The organism is Winogradskyella wandonensis, from assembly GCF_004346845.1.
In the GTDB taxonomy this organism is placed as follows: domain Bacteria; phylum Bacteroidota; class Bacteroidia; order Flavobacteriales; family Flavobacteriaceae; genus Winogradskyella; species Winogradskyella wandonensis.
Genome location: NZ_SMGI01000001.1, coordinates 846091 through 861291, shown reverse-complemented (window position 1 = coordinate 861291; position 15201 = coordinate 846091). Strand labels below are relative to the sequence as shown.

General features: G+C 33.9%; 16 protein-coding genes. 10 read left to right on the top strand and 6 right to left on the bottom strand.

Translation table 11 applies throughout. The features are described from left to right. Window positions 1-26: 26 nt before the first annotated feature. Window positions 27-698: a DUF6090 family protein gene (locus DFQ05_RS03970; RefSeq protein WP_199221955.1), complete on the bottom strand. Its 672-nt coding sequence runs from the start codon at window positions 696-698 to the stop codon at window positions 27-29. An 85-nt stretch (window positions 699-783) separates the two neighbouring features. Here DFQ05_RS03970 and DFQ05_RS03965 point away from each other — a divergent pair, with 85 nt between their 5' ends. Together DFQ05_RS03965 and DFQ05_RS03960 are read left to right on the top strand one after the other, a co-directional pair. After that, window positions 784-1587, top strand: a complete 804-nt coding sequence (locus tag DFQ05_RS03965; protein WP_132703780.1) for a DUF1853 family protein — start codon at window positions 784-786, stop codon at window positions 1585-1587. Next, window positions 1566-2153, top strand: a complete 588-nt coding sequence (locus tag DFQ05_RS03960; protein ID WP_132703778.1) for a pseudouridine synthase — start codon at window positions 1566-1568, stop codon at window positions 2151-2153. The genes DFQ05_RS03965 and DFQ05_RS03960 overlap by 22 nt, the downstream gene beginning before the upstream one ends. On the opposite strand, the gene DFQ05_RS03955 is transcribed toward DFQ05_RS03960, so the two are convergent. Together DFQ05_RS03955 and DFQ05_RS03950 are read right to left on the bottom strand one after the other, a co-directional pair. Then, window positions 2134-2844 carry a hypothetical protein gene (locus tag DFQ05_RS03955; protein WP_132703776.1) on the bottom strand — a complete coding sequence of 237 codons (711 nt, stop codon included), beginning with the start codon at window positions 2842-2844 and terminating at the stop codon, window positions 2134-2136. The genes DFQ05_RS03960 and DFQ05_RS03955 overlap by 20 nt on opposite strands. A 90-nt stretch (window positions 2845-2934) precedes the next feature. After that, window positions 2935-4449: a DEAD/DEAH box helicase gene (locus DFQ05_RS03950; protein ID WP_132703774.1), complete on the bottom strand. Its 1515-nt coding sequence runs from the start codon at window positions 4447-4449 to the stop codon at window positions 2935-2937. 154 nt (window positions 4450-4603) lie between these two features. Between DFQ05_RS03950 and DFQ05_RS03945 the strand changes: the two genes are divergently transcribed. Further along, window positions 4604-5170, top strand: coding sequence for an ExbD/TolR family protein (locus DFQ05_RS03945; protein ID WP_132703772.1), 567 nt, complete (start codon window positions 4604-4606; stop codon window positions 5168-5170). Window positions 5171-5558: 388 nt separating this feature from the next. After that, window positions 5559-6854: a dipeptidase gene (locus tag DFQ05_RS03940; RefSeq protein ID WP_132703770.1), complete on the top strand. Its 1296-nt coding sequence runs from the start codon at window positions 5559-5561 to the stop codon at window positions 6852-6854. Window positions 6855-6985: 131 nt separating this feature from the next. Here DFQ05_RS03940 and DFQ05_RS03935 read toward each other — a convergent pair whose 3' ends face one another. From DFQ05_RS03935 to DFQ05_RS03925, 3 genes are all read right to left on the bottom strand, one after another. Next, the gene (locus DFQ05_RS03935) at window positions 6986-7465 is read right to left on the bottom strand and encodes an Hsp20/alpha crystallin family protein (RefSeq protein ID WP_132703768.1); all 480 of its coding nucleotides are present in this window, start codon (window positions 7463-7465) and stop codon (window positions 6986-6988) included. A gap of 180 nt (window positions 7466-7645) precedes the next feature. Further along, entirely contained in the window at window positions 7646-8758 is a 1113-nt protein-coding gene (locus DFQ05_RS03930) for a hypothetical protein (protein ID WP_132703766.1), read from the bottom strand. Between the two features lie 4 nt (window positions 8759-8762). Then, window positions 8763-10763 carry an alpha-ketoacid dehydrogenase subunit alpha/beta gene (locus DFQ05_RS03925; protein ID WP_132703764.1) on the bottom strand — a complete coding sequence of 667 codons (2001 nt, stop codon included), beginning with the start codon at window positions 10761-10763 and terminating at the stop codon, window positions 8763-8765. A 147-nt stretch (window positions 10764-10910) separates the two neighbouring features. Here DFQ05_RS03925 and DFQ05_RS03920 point away from each other — a divergent pair, with 147 nt between their 5' ends. From DFQ05_RS03920 to DFQ05_RS03895, 6 genes are all read left to right on the top strand, one after another. Continuing rightward, entirely contained in the window at window positions 10911-11858 is a 948-nt protein-coding gene (locus DFQ05_RS03920) for an isopenicillin N synthase family dioxygenase (RefSeq protein ID WP_132703762.1), read from the top strand. A gap of 106 nt (window positions 11859-11964) precedes the next feature. Further along, on the top strand, window positions 11965-12294 hold the full coding sequence (locus tag DFQ05_RS03915; RefSeq protein WP_132703760.1) for a translation initiation factor: 330 nt from the start codon (window positions 11965-11967) through the stop codon (window positions 12292-12294). Between the two features lie 2 nt (window positions 12295-12296). After that, a complete protein-coding gene (locus tag DFQ05_RS03910) occupies window positions 12297-13238 on the top strand; it encodes a DUF1835 domain-containing protein (RefSeq protein WP_132703758.1) in 942 nt (313 codons plus the stop codon). After that, window positions 13228-14100: a nucleoside phosphorylase gene (locus DFQ05_RS03905; protein WP_132703756.1), complete on the top strand. Its 873-nt coding sequence runs from the start codon at window positions 13228-13230 to the stop codon at window positions 14098-14100. Before DFQ05_RS03910 ends, DFQ05_RS03905 begins: the two co-directional genes overlap by 11 nt. 1 nt (window position 14101) lies before the next feature. Further along, window positions 14102-14296 (top strand): hypothetical protein, encoded by a 195-nt coding sequence (locus DFQ05_RS03900; RefSeq protein ID WP_132703754.1) that lies wholly within the window; start codon window positions 14102-14104, stop codon window positions 14294-14296. Between the two features lie 11 nt (window positions 14297-14307). After that, window positions 14308-15162 carry a substrate-binding domain-containing protein gene (locus DFQ05_RS03895; protein ID WP_132703752.1) on the top strand — a complete coding sequence of 285 codons (855 nt, stop codon included), beginning with the start codon at window positions 14308-14310 and terminating at the stop codon, window positions 15160-15162. The last annotated feature ends 39 nt before the right edge of the window (window positions 15163-15201 follow it).

Below are 15201 nucleotides of genomic sequence, written 5' to 3'. Positions count from 1 at the left end.
AAATTAATCCAAAGAATAATAAATTATCATAATTGTTTTACAAAACCTTCAGCACTAGATTTGTACTCTTCAAAAAGTGGGATAAGTGCATCAGATAAAACTACATTAGCTAGGGCAATTCTGTTGATGTATTCTTGCGTTGAAAAGTAATCAGCACAATCTTGATTGCATTTCCCATTAATAAAATAGTCCTTAAACCATGGTTTATTATCTCTTAGATATTTATTAAATGTAATGACTTCATCTTTCATAAACTGATTATTTATATCTATAGTTTCAATATAATTATCATAAAAAATATTAATACTATCCACAAGAACCCTTATGTCTTCTGGTATTTTATTATAAGATTTTAGAAGATTTCTGCCTTTAGTGTTTATTAATGCCGTACTGTATTCACTAAGAATATACCGACAATTAGAACATTTGCTTAAAAAGTCCTTAGATTGGTTTTCTGCTTGAAGCATTTTAGACATTAAATTTTCAGTAAACCTAAAATCAACTAATACTTCATCAATTGTACTAATATCATTTTTTAAATCATTCTTTACGATTTCTAAAATTCTATTAAGCTCTTCTCTATCTTCTTTTTCTTGTTGTGAATTATTGATAGCTACAGCGATTAATATCCCAATTACAACTAGTACGATTTCGCCTAGGGCATACCCTAAATATTTGACAATTTTGTTAGATTTCAATGCGCTTTTTCTTGAATTATTAAATATCTTCATCTTTTATAAAAAGAACTAAAGTTAAGTATATATTTATTAAAACTTCGATTTTATTAATTCAATTGAACGACAATATAAGGGCTATATAGACACACCAGAATTATGGTCTACGTCAATCTTAGATTTACAGCAATATATATTACCAAAAACTCCATATTCTATTTATGCTCCAGAGCAGTTTAGTAATATTCGATTAGGTAAACGTGTTGAACAATTTTTTGATTTTCAAATTAAAAATAATCCTGACACTCATCTTCTTTCTAGTAATATTGTTGTTAAAAATGAAAAAAATACCATTGGCGAATTGGATGCCTTAATTAAAGAAAGTGGCACTATTTTTCATGTAGAACTGGTCTATAAATTCTATCTATTCGATTCAAAAATAAATACAGCTAATGCACTAGATAACTGGATTGGACCAAACCGTAACGACAGACTTAATTATAAATTTAACAAACTAAAAGAAAAGCAATTACCACTACTCTATTCTAGGTTTACCAAACCTATTTTAGATAATTTAAAATTAAATGTCGAAGAAATACAACAGAAGGTTTGCTTTAAAGCACAGCTTTTTCTTCCTTATGAATACAAGGATTTACCATTTTCTGGATTACGAAAAGAAAGCATCTGCGGCTTTTATCTATCCTTTGACCGATTAGATGTTTTAAAACATTATAGGTTTTACATTCCAAAAAAACTAGATTGGTTGGTTGAGCCGCATATCGATGTAGATTGGCTTTTATTTTCTGAAGCTAAGCCAATTATCAGTCGTTTTATAACCGAAAAACGTTCGCCAATGGTGTGGATTGTTGATAGCGAGAATAACCTTCAAAAATGCTTTATAACGTTTTGGTAAATCATAAACATTATAAAATTTATAAGCCTTACGGATATTTGAGTCAGTTTGTAAACCATCAAAACAAGCGACGCAATAAAAAACTGTTGAGTGATTTATTCGATTTATCTAAAGATACAATGGCCATTGGACGTTTAGACGAAAAATCCGAAGGGTTACTCTTGTTAACCACAGATGGGAAGTTTAGCCAATATATAAGAAGTAATGCGGTTGAGAAAGAATACCATGTTATGGTGGATGGCTTAATCACCGAAGAACATCTTGAAACCCTAAGAAATGGTGTGGAAATCTCCGTGAATTCTAAGCCTTATATTACAAAATCTTGTAAGGTAGATGTGTTAGACGACACGTCCCATATTGTTGAACGTTTTGTGCGTGATGAACGTCATGGTGCAACGTCATGGCTAAGTATTACTATTACTGAAGGAAAATTTAGACAAGTACGTAAAATGACGGCTAGTATTGGCTTACCAACATTACGATTGGTAAGAGTAAGAATTGGTGACTATAAATTAGAGATGATGCAACCTGGTGAGATAGTAGAATTTAATTCCCCTCGTTTTTAGCCGTAGTAATTTTAGGCTTCTCGTTAATAAAAGTAATAATTGCTTTAACACCAGTGAGTAGGTTCCACTCTTTAGAAGACACAACAGTACCTTTATCGTCGTAAACAACAAATTCTGCCGTGTTAGGGCCAGAATCGCCCTGATTTAATGCTTTAATATTTATAACATTTATGCCTTCTGTAAGATTAATTTTTAATCGTCTATACTGAGAGGTTAATAAGACATTAGGATACACAATTTCATCATTAACAGAAACGCTTACACGGTCGCCATCTGGGTATTGGTGGTCTCGACATACAATATTTACAAATTCTGTATCGATATTATACTGACCCAAAAACTGGTCGCTCATATACTTTACAACGCCCGAACGTTGTAAATCTTTCCGCCAACGCTCCTCGAAAAGTTCTCCTGGATTTCTTAGTCCATCACCCGCAATCATAGAAAAAGGGCGCTCTAATTCTTCGACTTTAGTGCGCGATATTGACGCATCTTTATCTTTAGATTTATCTGCCTCTGCTTTTGGGTCTTTTTTGGGCGCTACTTTTATTTTTTGTGGTGTGGAGTCTTTTTCCTTTTTAGATTCTACAGCAGGAATACGTATCGATTTTTTCTCTTTATCGGTAACCTGCGCATTAAGCGAGAAGCTAAACGCTAAACAGCAGAAAAAGATGAGTAAACCGTGACGCATTTTGAAATTTTTAGTTGAATTAATTTTATTACAAAAACTATACCTATTTCAAATTAAACGTATAAAAACTAAAAACCTTTCAAAAAAAAGTTAAAACTTTCCGTTAAAACTAAGGCGTAAACGTCTGTTGTATTCTTCGAAAAGCCAGTCTTTATAATTCTGAGTACTGTTCATTATGCAATAACAATACTGTTTAATACGATAAGCAATTTCATCTTGAAGTTCCTTGATGCGCTCTCTTGCTTCAAAAACATCTTCGCAATTTTCTATACAAATTTGGGAGTGCTGTTCTATAGAACGTTCTATAACCGTAAACGACTTTTTTCCAGAGTTTAATACCTTTTTGTATTCTGCCTTAACATCAAAATCAAGAGATTCGGACTTTTTAAACTTTTTACGAAGCGCATCAGGCATTTCGTATACAAAATCTCTTTCGAGTGTATCATCGTCAACAATATTTTCTAAATAAAAATCAGGATATTTAAAAATATGCTGCCAATCAACCGGCTGGTCCCAAGGACCAAAACGGGCAATATTATTACCCAAATCTACAACTTGAAAAGTGTCTCTGTTTTTATAAATACGAGAACCACGACCAATCATCTGAAAATAAAGTGTTAGCGAACGTGTAGCTCTGTTAAGAATAATGGATTCCACAGATGGCTCGTCGAAACCAGTAGTTAGGATACTAACTGAGGTTAATACGGCGTCTGGCGTCTTTTTAAACCAAGCTAATGTTTCCTTTCGTTCTTCTTTATTTGCCGTATTATCTAGGTGTTTTACATTATAACCTGCTCGCTTAAAAGTGTAATACACTTCTTTAGACGTGTGGATACCGTTATTAAATATTAATGTCTTCTTCCCTTTTGATGTCTCCTCGTAAGCCGATAACAGCTTTGTTTGCATAAAACTGTTAGTATATAATGCTTCAGAAGATTTTACTGTGTAATCTCCGTTAATACCTATTTTAAGACTTGTTAAACCCACATCGAAACTTACCATCTCAGCCTTAGCCAAAAACCCATTTTTTATAAGTGTAGAAATATCATCACCAACAATAAGTTTGTTGTAGTTGTCCTTCATAGGTAGTTTTATATTACTACTTAAAGGCGTAGCCGTTACTCCTAAGATAAAACAGTTGTCAAAAAACTTAAATAGCTTTCTAAAGGAGTTGTAATGCGCCTCGTCTATGATAACTAAACCTATATTTTTGAGTTCGAAATCATTTTCAGATAAACGATTGTTTAAGGTTTCTACCATAGCCACAAAACACTGATAATCGTCTTGATCAGGTAAAGCTTTAACCTTGCTATTTATAATCTTGTTCTTAACGTTAAAACCAGATAATACTTTAGAGGTTTGCTTACATAACTCTATGCGATGCGTTAGAATAACTACTTTTTGGTTTTTCTCTTTTATATAGCGTCTAACAATCTCAGAAAAAATAACGGTTTTTCCACCACCTGTGGGTAATTGGTATAGTAGATTATAATCGGCAGGCGACTCGTCCATGACATCAAAAATGCGTCTTAAATCAGCAATTTGGTAATCGTAGAGTCGTTTTCTACTTTCTTGTTCTACTTGTGATTGAGTCTCTACAGACATATATATTGATTGTATAGTATTAATAGCAAGGCCAATGACCAATTTTGCAAAAATAGTATATAATACTGTTTTACAGAGCTGATGTTAACAACATTTTAAAAGTGGTATTGTTTTTGTGATTTTCTTAACATTAATCCTAAAAACGTAAAGAATTATGAGACATCTTAGACGAAATGCCCCAACAGTTAATGCAGGTTCCATGGCAGATATTGCATTTTTATTACTTATTTTCTTTCTGGTTACAACAACGATTTCTGCAGATAAAGGTATTTTAAGAAAATTGCCAGCAGATTGTGCCGAGCCTCCTTGTAATGTTACCATTAACGACAGAAATATCTTTAAAATCTTTGTTAATAGAAATAATGAAATAATGATTGAGGATAAGGATATCATAGAGTTATCTGAATTAAAAGAAACTTTGATACGTTTTATAGATAATAACGGCGATAATTCTTGTAATTACTGTAACGGAGAACGTTTAGCTACATCATCCAATAAACCATCAGAAGCGGTTATTTCGTTAAAACACGATGCTTTAACGAATTACAATGCCTACATAAAAGTTCAAGACGAAATTAGTAAAGCCTATTTAGAGCTTAGAACTACTTATGCAAAAAACACATTTAATAAAACGCCTGAGACATTAACTAAAGACGAATTAAAGCAAGTTAAGGAAGCGTATCCGTTTATACTCTCTGAGGTCGAGGTGGAACGTAACTAAATCTTAAAAAAGACAACAAGAACGTTAACGTGTGTTAAACCAATTCATTAGGTGTAACATGATTCTTTTTTAATCGTCTATAAAGTATAATCAATTAAAAATCGAACAATCATGAGAACACTAGACAGTAATCAGTTAACGACGCGAAATTCTGAAGCAAAAAGTTTTACATGGAACAGCAAGAGACGATTTAGATAACCTTTTAAAAGTGATACATTATGAAAGCATTATCAAAAATTGTCAATACATCTAATAGCTTAGATGATGACCTAGAAAACATTAGAGGATGAAATTTAAAGAGGTTCTTCCGTAAACCAGTGTCTGTTTTGATGCTGGTTTTGTTTTTAATAGACGTTCGTTTATTTTTATGGAAAATTGAAACCAAACCATGAAACTAAAAGTCTTATTACCTCTATTTGCCATTGCGCTATTAGCTGCTAGCTGTAAATCTGAGCCTAAAACCGAAGAAGAATTGATAGCCTATGCCAAAGACATTCACGACCGTGTAATTACTTTAGATACGCACTGCGATATTAATGTTGCAAATTTTACCGATTCGATTAATTATACCCAACGCCTTAAAAATCAAGTAAACTTGCCAAAAATGATAGAAGGCGGATTAGATGTGCCGTGGTTTATCGTTTACACAGGCCAAGATTCCTTGTCCCGTGAAGGTTTCGAGAAAGCTTACGACAATGCCATGTCAAAGTTTAATGCCATCCATCGATTGGTTAAAGACTATGCACCAGACCAGATTGAATTGGCTACAACTTCAGACGATGTTAGACGCATTATTAAATCGGGGAAAAAAGCGGCTATGATAGGTATAGAAAACGGCTATCCTATAGGTTTAAATATAGAAAATGTGCAGAAGTTTTACGATTTGGGTGCGCGTTATATGTCATTGTCACATAACGGCCATAGTCAATTATGCGATAGCAATACAGGCGAAGCCGATGGAAAATGGCTGCACAATGGATTAAGTGATTTTGGCAAGTTAGTTATAGAAGAAATGAATCGTGTTGGCATGATGATAGATGTTTCGCATCCATCAAAAGAGGCCATGCGCCAGATGATAGAATTAACAAAAGCACCAATAATTGCATCACATTCTTCTGCCAGAGCGCTTTGCGACCATAGTAGAAATTTAGACGACGAACAATTACAGTGGCTAAAAGAAAATGGTGGCGTCGTCCAAACGGTGGCTTTTAAAACCTATTTAAGCAAAGAAAAATCAGAGGCTCGTAATGCTAAAACCCAAGAAATCCGTAACCAAATAGCGGACTCTATGGGCGTTAAGTATTACGGTCGTCGAGAATTTAGAGCTTTAGATAAAGCCCTTCAAGATTCAATTAGAGAAAGTGGTTATTTATCGAAAATTAATGAATTGGCAAAGGTGAAAATTGAGAGCATGAGCGATTTTCCTCCTGAAGTTAATGTTTCGGATTTTGTGGACCATATCGATTATTTAGTTGAAAAAATAGGATTAGGCCATGTGGGTATTAGCAGCGATTTTGATGGCGGTGGTGGTGTTGAAGGTTGGAGCGACGCCTCAGAAACCTTCAATGTTACCCTAGAATTGGTACGTCGTGGTTATACCGAAAAAGAAATAGAACAATTATGGTCTGGCAATTTATTACGAGTTTTAGATGAGTGTCAATCTGTGGCTGAGAGTTTGAAGTAAAATTTTGTCACGCTGAACTGTCACTTCCGAAGCCTCGTAAGAGTGTAGTCTAAGTGTTGCTTCAATATCTCATAAAACTATAATAAAAAAGCCAGCAAATGCTGGCTTTTCACATTATGTTCAACTTCAATTTAGGATACCTTAATTTGTTTTACAGGCTTCTTTTTTGCCTCGTCGCGTTTTGGTAATACCACTCGTAAAATACCATCATCGTATTTAGCATTAATCTTCTCTACTTCTACCGTTTCTGGTAAAGAAAATGTGCGTTTGAATGACGAGTAACCAAACTCTCTGCGTGTATAATTCTCGTTAGTATCCTCGTTAGAGGTATTTATTTCAGCAGAAATCGACAATAATTGATTATCTAAATTGATATCAAAATCGGACTTTTTTAGACCAGGCACTGCCATTTCTACGATGTATTCTTCAGCATTGTCCAAAACGTTGACCGCTGGTAATGTAATGCCTGTATTAAAATTAGACATCAAATCATTATTAAATGTTCTGTTGAAAATATCATCCATCCAAGATGATAAACTCGGTAGTGTTCTTAAACCTAAATTAGAATTTGAGTCACTACCATTCTTTAATGTTGGAATTAAATTACTCATAATAAAATAGATTTATAATTAAACATTCAGTTCATTTATATATAAGCAAAAAAAATACCAACTACCTAAATATGAAATAATTGCAGGTATTCTGACATTTTTTCAGATTAAAATAATGTTCCTTGATTTGTAAAGAACTTTAGGTGAGTGTCAAGCTGTGGCTCAGAGTTTGAAGTAATTTTAGTTATCTTTTTTTCTTATGTCAGAATTTCTAAATCTTTTTTTACGTTTTTGATATAACTTTATTTCTGCCCATCTTTCAGGATAAAATGTGGACCAAAAACTTTCATAAAATTCTCTTTTATTTGGATTATTGTTTTTAATTAATTCGGACATATAAGCAATGAGTTGCTTTTTATATTTTGATTTTGACTCTAATAAATCATTTAATGAACTATCAAAAGCTAAAAAACTAGTATACGTTTTATCTGCACTCTCTAATCCATCTGTAGCAATTGTAAATAATTCATTAATATCATCAAATAATCTTTTTTTAGTCCAAATAAGTATAGGCTTATTACTATTCTTATAAACTACTTTATCCCATTTACCAAATTTGTCAAACATTACTTTTGAAGTGTAGAAAGCAGTATGCACACATTCAAAATTAATTTGATTAGACATTACAGTATCCTCTTCAACTACTGAAATAAACTTTTCTTCAGTAATAAATTGAAAATCATTTTTCTTATTTGGTTTAATACACTTTTTAGAGGTTTTATTCATTTTATAAATAGAATCTTTGTATCTCTCTTTTGATTTTTCATATACAATTCTTTCCCAATTTTCAGGATTCATAGATAACCAATAGGTCTTATAAAAATCATTTTTTCTTGAATCATCTTTGATTATAGATTTTGAAAAAAACTCTATTAACTTGCTTTTATATGGTGAATCATCAGAAAGCAAATCATTGTTATTATTATCGTAAGCCATAAAAGAAGTATAATTCATATTTACTTTTTCTTCTCCAAATGCAACGATAGATATTTTTGTAGTATCATCGCTAAATAATTGAATATTATTCCATACTAACTTTTCATTATTAGTAGTTTTATCAACCACTTTGTCCCATTTACCATAATTATCAAACATAATTTTCTGAATATACAATGATGTATATACACATTTATATTTGACTTGATTCTTAATTAATTTACCACTTTCAGTCTTGAATTTATATTTCCTATGAACTATTGAACCATGTTCATTCTTTTTAATATCAGCACAATCAAATGCTTTCATCACTAAAGGAGACGTAAAAAATAAAATAACAATCATGATTTTCTTCATAATTTTAATAATCTAAAAGGTTTATCAATTCCTCCTCAAACCGCCCTTTTGCCAAATATTGCTGCTCTAATTGACTATCAAAGGGAATAGGTGTTTCTAAACTCGCTACACGTTTTACAGGTGCGTCTAGATACTCAAAGCACTCTTCCATCAACATAGCAGATAAATCGCTGGCAATCCCGCCAAATAGAGAATCTTCTTGCAAAATAATAGCTTTATTAGTTTTCTTAACGGAAGAAATAATAGTGTCTTTATCTAAAGGTTGTAAGGTTCTTAAATCGATAACATCTGCGGAAATTTCTGGATGATTGTCTAAAGTCTCTAAAGCCCAATGTACGCCTGCACCGTAAGTAATTATAGTAATATCAGTGCCATCGCGCAATAGCGATGCTTTTCCGAAAGGTAACGTGTAATAATCTGTTGGTACATCTTCTCTAATACTTCTATAGAGCGCTTTATGCTCGAAGAATAACACTGGATTGGGGTCATTAATTGCAGTTGCCAATAAACCCTTAGCATCCGCAGGAAACGCCGGATACACCACCTTTAGACCTGGTGTTTTGGTAAACCATGCTTCATTAGTTTGCGAGTGGAAAGGTCCTGCAGCAACTCCTGCACCACATGGCATTCGTATCACCACATCTGCCTGCTGATTCCAACGGTAGTGAGATTTCGCTAAATAATTAACAATAGGATTAAAACCAGAAGTAACAAAATCAGAGAACTGCATTTCTACAACAGCCTTCATTCCTGCGATAGACAATCCCATAGCCGCTTCGACGATGGCAGATTCGCAAATGGGTGTATTTCGTACACGCTCTCTTCCGAACTGCTGTACAAAACCATCTGTAATTTTAAATACACCACCGTATTCGGCAATGTCTTGCCCCATAATTACAAGGTCGTCATGGCGCTCCATGGACTGTCTCAAGCTTTCAGAAATAGCATCAATCAATCTAAGTTCTTGAGTTTCGGTATTAGGTTTAACCTCTTGATATACAAATTCTTTATAAACATCATTTAATTCAACACTTAAATTAGGTTTAATATGGTCTTCGGCATAAGCCTTGTCTAAATTTTCATTAATATCATGAAGTATTGCTTCCTTAAATTCCACTTCTTTTTCTTCAGATAAAATACTTTTAGACTTTAAATAGCTTTGATAATTCTCGATAGGGTCTTTTGCTGCCCAAGTATCCATTAGCTCTTGTGGGACATATTTAGTGCCGCTAGCTTCCTCGTGTCCACGCATTCTAAAGGTTTTAAACTCTAGCAAGACTGGTCTGGGGTTTTTGCGAATGTCTTCTACCAGACTAGAAACTTTAGTATAAACTTCTAGAATATTATTGCCATCAATAATATGAGATTCCATACCATAGCCTTTACCTCTATCGGCTAAATGCTCACAGTTATACTGCTCAGACGTTGGTGTAGATAAACCATAACCATTATTTTCTATACAAAACAAAACAGGCAACTGCCAAACCGATGCCACGTTTAACGCTTCATGAAAATCGCCTTCGCTAGTTCCGCCTTCACCAGTAAAAACAGCTGTTACCTTATTATTTTTCTTCAATAGGTTTGCTAGAGCAATGCCATCTGCAACACCTAACTGTGGACCTAAATGCGATATCATCCCAACAATATTGTAGTCTTGCGTACCAAAATGAAACGAGCGGTCACGACCTTTTGTAAAACCACTAGCCTTACCTTGCCATTGGCAAAACAGACGAAACAAAGGAATTTCTCTTGTTGTAAAAACGCCCAAATTTCTATGCATTGGCAGTATATATTCGTCCTTATCTAAAGACATCGTCACACCTACCGAAATAGCTTCTTGGCCAATACCAGAAAACCACTTAGAAATCTTTCCTTGACGTAATAAAATAAGCATCTTCTCCTCTATTAACCTAGGACGAAGCATATTATAATATAGCTGAAGAAGTTTTTCGTTGCTTAGCGAAGCGCTATCAAACTGTAAGGGTTTCAAGGTTGGATTAGACATGAAAGCATCATTTATAGAATAAATCAAATGTAATTAAAATAGCGAGAAATCATAATCTCTATATCATCAATTTTGTTTCTTTAAATCTGTTGAAATTATTGTGTTTTCATTAGATTTGTAGTTAGAGTATAGAAATAATTTAGTATCATGGATAGAATACCTAGTGTAGACCTGAAAGATTTTTTATCAGGAGACCCAAATAGAAAACAAAAGTTTATAGATGAAATAGGAAAAGCCTACGAAGAGATAGGTTTTGTGGCTTTAAAAGGTCATTTTCTAGATGACGAACTTGTTGATAGCTTGTATAAAGAGGTTAAAAACTTTTTTGACCTTCCTGTTGAAAAGAAACGTGAATATGAAATTGAAGGTATTGGCGGACAACGCGGCTATATTTCGTTCGGAAAAGAGAGTGCAAAAGGAAAAAAAGAAGGCGATTTAAAAGAGTTTTGGCATTTTGGTCAATACGTTGAAGACGATGACGAACGCCGAAAAGAATATCCTGAAAATGTCGAAGTAAAAGAGTTGCCAAGGTTTAATGAAGTAGGTAAAAAAGCCTATAAAAAATTAGAAGAAACCGCAAAATATGTGCTTAGAGCTCTTGCGCTGCACGTAGGTCTAGAAGAAACCTATTTTGATGGTTACATCCACAATGGGAATTCAATTTTAAGACCCATACACTATCCGCCTATTTTAGAAGAGCCTAAAAATGCGGTAAGAGCTGCAGCCCACGGCGATATTAACCTTATTACCTTATTAATGGGTGCTCAAGGTCGTGGTTTACAAGTGCAAAATCATAAGGGCGAATGGATAGATGCTATTGCAGAACCAGATGAACTTATGATAAATGTTGGCGACATGTTATCTAGACATACCAATAATAAATTAAAATCGACCATTCATCGTGTGGTAAATCCGCCACGTGAACTTTGGGGCACTTCTCGCTATTCTATCCCGTTTTTTATGCATCCAATCAGCGAAATGAAATTGGATGTTCTAGAAAGTTGTATTGACGAAAATAACCCTAAGTTATATGAAGATATCACTGCGGGCGAATTTTTAAATGAGCGATTAATTGAACTTGGTTTGAAAAAATAATGCCCATCTTCCGTCTTCCCGAAGGGAAGAAACTATCTCTCTTATGAATATAACTAGTAAAACATACGTAACAGTTTTTCCCCTTTGGGGAAATTAAAAGGGGACTATGGACTTAAGCGATCAACTTAAAAATCTTTTTCCAGACCACGTACCAGAAGCGTCTGACGACTCAGCAGAGGAAACTTCTGATATTTGGCTCCAAGACGAACCGATTATTTGTAAATACGAGAAGCGTAAGGGCAAGCCCATAACTATTTTAGAAGGCTATAACGGTGCCATAGAAGATTTTAAGAAATTGGCTAAAGAGCTTAAACAAAGCTTAAGTGTTGGTGGTAGTTTTAAAGATGAGAAAATAATAATTCAAGGAGATTATCGAGATAAAATTATGGCTATCCTTAAAGAAAAAGGCTTTAATGTAAAACGTGTTGGCGGTTAACTATGTCTGTAAAACGTTTACATATAACCAATGGCGACAGCCTTACCGATTATCTTAGAGAATTAGATTATAAAGACGATATCCTCACTTGGCGCGAGATGCTGTGCGAAGGACCAACTGTGCCTCTAATAGATTCGGAGGAGTTTTATAATACAAGAAAATCGTTTTTAAACACCTATTATAATATTCCTGAATCCGATTATAATCTCAAAGCAGAACTTTCTATACTGGATGATGCAACTACATATGATGAAATTAATCTATGGTTCGAGTACGACTTATTTTGTCATATCAATCTAATCGCAGTCATTAGTTTGTTACATCAAAAGGAAATTAACAAGCCTTTATATTTAATTTGTAGTGGACGTATCGAAGGTGAAAAAGAGTTAAAAGGTCTGTCGGAATTAACTCCAGCGCAATTAAAGCATCATTATAAAACAAAAATTAAACTTAAGGCTTCTGATATAGATTTGGCGGTCGCACTTTGGCGTACCTATTGCGGCAAAGACCACAATATATTTAAGCCCTATATTTTAGAAAATTCAAGTTTTAAGTATCTAACTAACTGCCTAAAAGCACATATAGAGCGTTTTCCCAAACAAAAAACTGGACTTTGTAGTATAGAGGAAAACATTTTAAAACTCATTAAAAATAAGGATATTAAGTCCAAGCATCATTTATTGGGCAATTGTCTTAATCATCAAGGGTACTATGGTTTTGGTGATATCCAGTATAGCAGGATGATAGATAAACTTTCAGACTTTTACGAGGTCAGTGAAGATGGTTTAAAACTTAACAGAAAAGGTTACGATGCGTTATTAGGTGAACATAATTTTGCCTCTGAAGTTATGAATGCTTTAGATTTTGGAGGTGTTTCTAGACTAGATTATCAGTTTAGCACTTCCGAAAACAAACTTATAAAAACAGTAAATCATGTCAATTAAAGACTCTGAACTCATACTAAACCCAGATGGTAGTGTCTATCATTTAAATCTTAAGCCAGAGGACATTTCGGATACCATAATTTTCGTAGGTGACCAAGACCGCGTTGAAAAAATAACCAAACACTTTGATAGTGTTGATTTTTCAACACAAAAGCGTGAATTTAAAACGCAAACAGGCTATTACAAAGACCGAAGAATTAGTGTCATTTCTACTGGAATCGGTCCAGATAACATAGATATTGTTCTTAATGAACTAGATGCTTTAGTAAATATCGATTTAAAAACAAGACGACCAAAACAAGACCTTACAAGTTTAAATATTATTCGTATTGGTACATCGGGTTCGCTTCAAGCAGATATCCCTGTAGATTCCTTTGTCATGAGCTCTCATGGCTTGGATATTAACGGAATGCTCCACTTCTATCAAATAGATGGCATCTCTAATCCCGAAATTGAAGATGCTTTTATAAAACACACAAATTGGGACAAGAATAAGGCAAGACCAATAATTATCAATGGAAGTAAATATCTTCAAAAGTATTTTGAAAGTGATAGTATCCATACTGGTATGACGGGTACTGCCGGTGGTTTTTATGGTCCACAAGGTCGCGTATTACGGTTACCGCTTCAAGATGCCAGTTTAAATTCTAAATTAGACAATTTCAACTATCGCGATTTTAGAATTACAAATTTTGAAATGGAAACCTCTGTAATTTACGGACTATCAAAGCTGCTCGGACATGAAGCATTATCCTTAAATGCTATTATTGCCAATAGAGCCGATGGCACATTTAGTAAAAATCCAAAACAAACTGTTGAGAAACTAATTAAGTTTGCTTTAGAACGCATTGTAAACGTATAACATGAATAAACTCTTAAATTTTCTGAGTATATCAGCCGTTGTAATTCTTATAGCTACGATATTTCGCACAATTATATATTACATCATCGGACTACCAAATGACCGTGTCTTTAGGACTGATTTATTATGGTTATGGGTTATTGCTGTAATTGTAATCCTGATTAAAATTATTTACGATAAAAACGCAAAAAAGTAAAACACCACATTTTGAAATTAATTAATATTGGCGGCGTGCCAGAACATTTTAATCTCGCCTGGTATTTAACCCTAAGAGATGGTGAGTATAAAGCTGAAGGTATAAATCTCCGTTGGCACGATTATCATGGAGGTACAGGACAAATGTGCAAAGGTCTCAGAGAAGGCAGTATTGATATGGCGGTAATCCTTACCGAGGGCATTGTAAAAGATATTATTGCTGGTAATCCGTCTAAAATTGTACAAACCTATACACAATCACCTTTAATATGGGGAATCCATGTGGCGGCAGATTCAGAGTTTAAAACTATAGATGATATTAAAGGAACTAGGGCAGCCATCAGTCGTTATGGTTCGGGCTCTCATCTCATGGCGTATGTTAATGCAAAAAACAACGATTGGAATCTAGAAAAAGATTTAGAATTCTCGGTTATTAAAAATTTAGATGGCGCCATTGAAGGTCTTACCAATGGTGATGCCGATTATTTTATGTGGGAAAAATTTACTACTAAACCTTTGGTAGACGACGGAATATTTAGACGCATAGGAAATTGTCCATCGCCTTGGCCTTGCTTTGTTATCGCCGTTCGGAATGATTTCTTAGAACATCATGAAGAAGATGTTAGAACTATTCTAGAAATTATAAACAATACAACTTCAGAATTTAAAAATATACCAAGTATCGACCGAACAATTGCCAACCGTTACGAGCAAGAGCTCGAGGATGTGCGAGAATGGTTATCGCTTACCGAATGGTCTCAAGAATTAATTGATAAGAAAACACTTAATCACGTGCAAGATGAGTTACTTCATTTAAATATCATTCCAGAAAAATGGGATTACAAGGATTTGGTATATAAATTATAAGTCTTACACGCAACCTTTTTAAACTTTATACATCTAGTA

Excerpts from the sequence above, each read along its gene's own strand:
- DFQ05_RS03905 (WP_132703756.1), top strand. The coding sequence starts at position 13,228 with ATGTCAATTAAAGACTCTGAACTCATACTAAACCCAGATGGTAGTGTC.
- DFQ05_RS03920 (WP_132703762.1), top strand. The coding sequence starts at position 10,911 with ATGGATAGAATACCTAGTGTAGACCTGAAAGATTTTTTATCAGGAGAC.
- DFQ05_RS03930 (WP_132703766.1), bottom strand. The coding sequence starts at position 8,758 with ATGAAGAAAATCATGATTGTTATTTTATTTTTTACGTCTCCTTTAGTG.
- DFQ05_RS03935 (WP_132703768.1), bottom strand. The coding sequence starts at position 7,465 with ATGAGTAATTTAATTCCAACATTAAAGAATGGTAGTGACTCAAATTCT.
- DFQ05_RS03950 (WP_132703774.1), bottom strand. The coding sequence starts at position 4,449 with ATGTCTGTAGAGACTCAATCACAAGTAGAACAAGAAAGTAGAAAACGA.
- DFQ05_RS03945 (WP_132703772.1), top strand. The coding sequence starts at position 4,604 with ATGAGACATCTTAGACGAAATGCCCCAACAGTTAATGCAGGTTCCATG.
- DFQ05_RS03900 (WP_132703754.1), top strand. The coding sequence starts at position 14,102 with ATGAATAAACTCTTAAATTTTCTGAGTATATCAGCCGTTGTAATTCTT.
- DFQ05_RS03960 (WP_132703778.1), top strand. The coding sequence starts at position 1,566 with ATGCTTTATAACGTTTTGGTAAATCATAAACATTATAAAATTTATAAG.
- DFQ05_RS03955 (WP_132703776.1), bottom strand. The coding sequence starts at position 2,844 with ATGCGTCACGGTTTACTCATCTTTTTCTGCTGTTTAGCGTTTAGCTTC.
- DFQ05_RS03940 (WP_132703770.1), top strand. The coding sequence starts at position 5,559 with ATGAAACTAAAAGTCTTATTACCTCTATTTGCCATTGCGCTATTAGCT.
- DFQ05_RS03910 (WP_132703758.1), top strand. The coding sequence starts at position 12,297 with ATGTCTGTAAAACGTTTACATATAACCAATGGCGACAGCCTTACCGAT.
- DFQ05_RS03915 (WP_132703760.1), top strand. The coding sequence starts at position 11,965 with ATGGACTTAAGCGATCAACTTAAAAATCTTTTTCCAGACCACGTACCA.
- DFQ05_RS03925 (WP_132703764.1), bottom strand. The coding sequence starts at position 10,763 with ATGTCTAATCCAACCTTGAAACCCTTACAGTTTGATAGCGCTTCGCTA.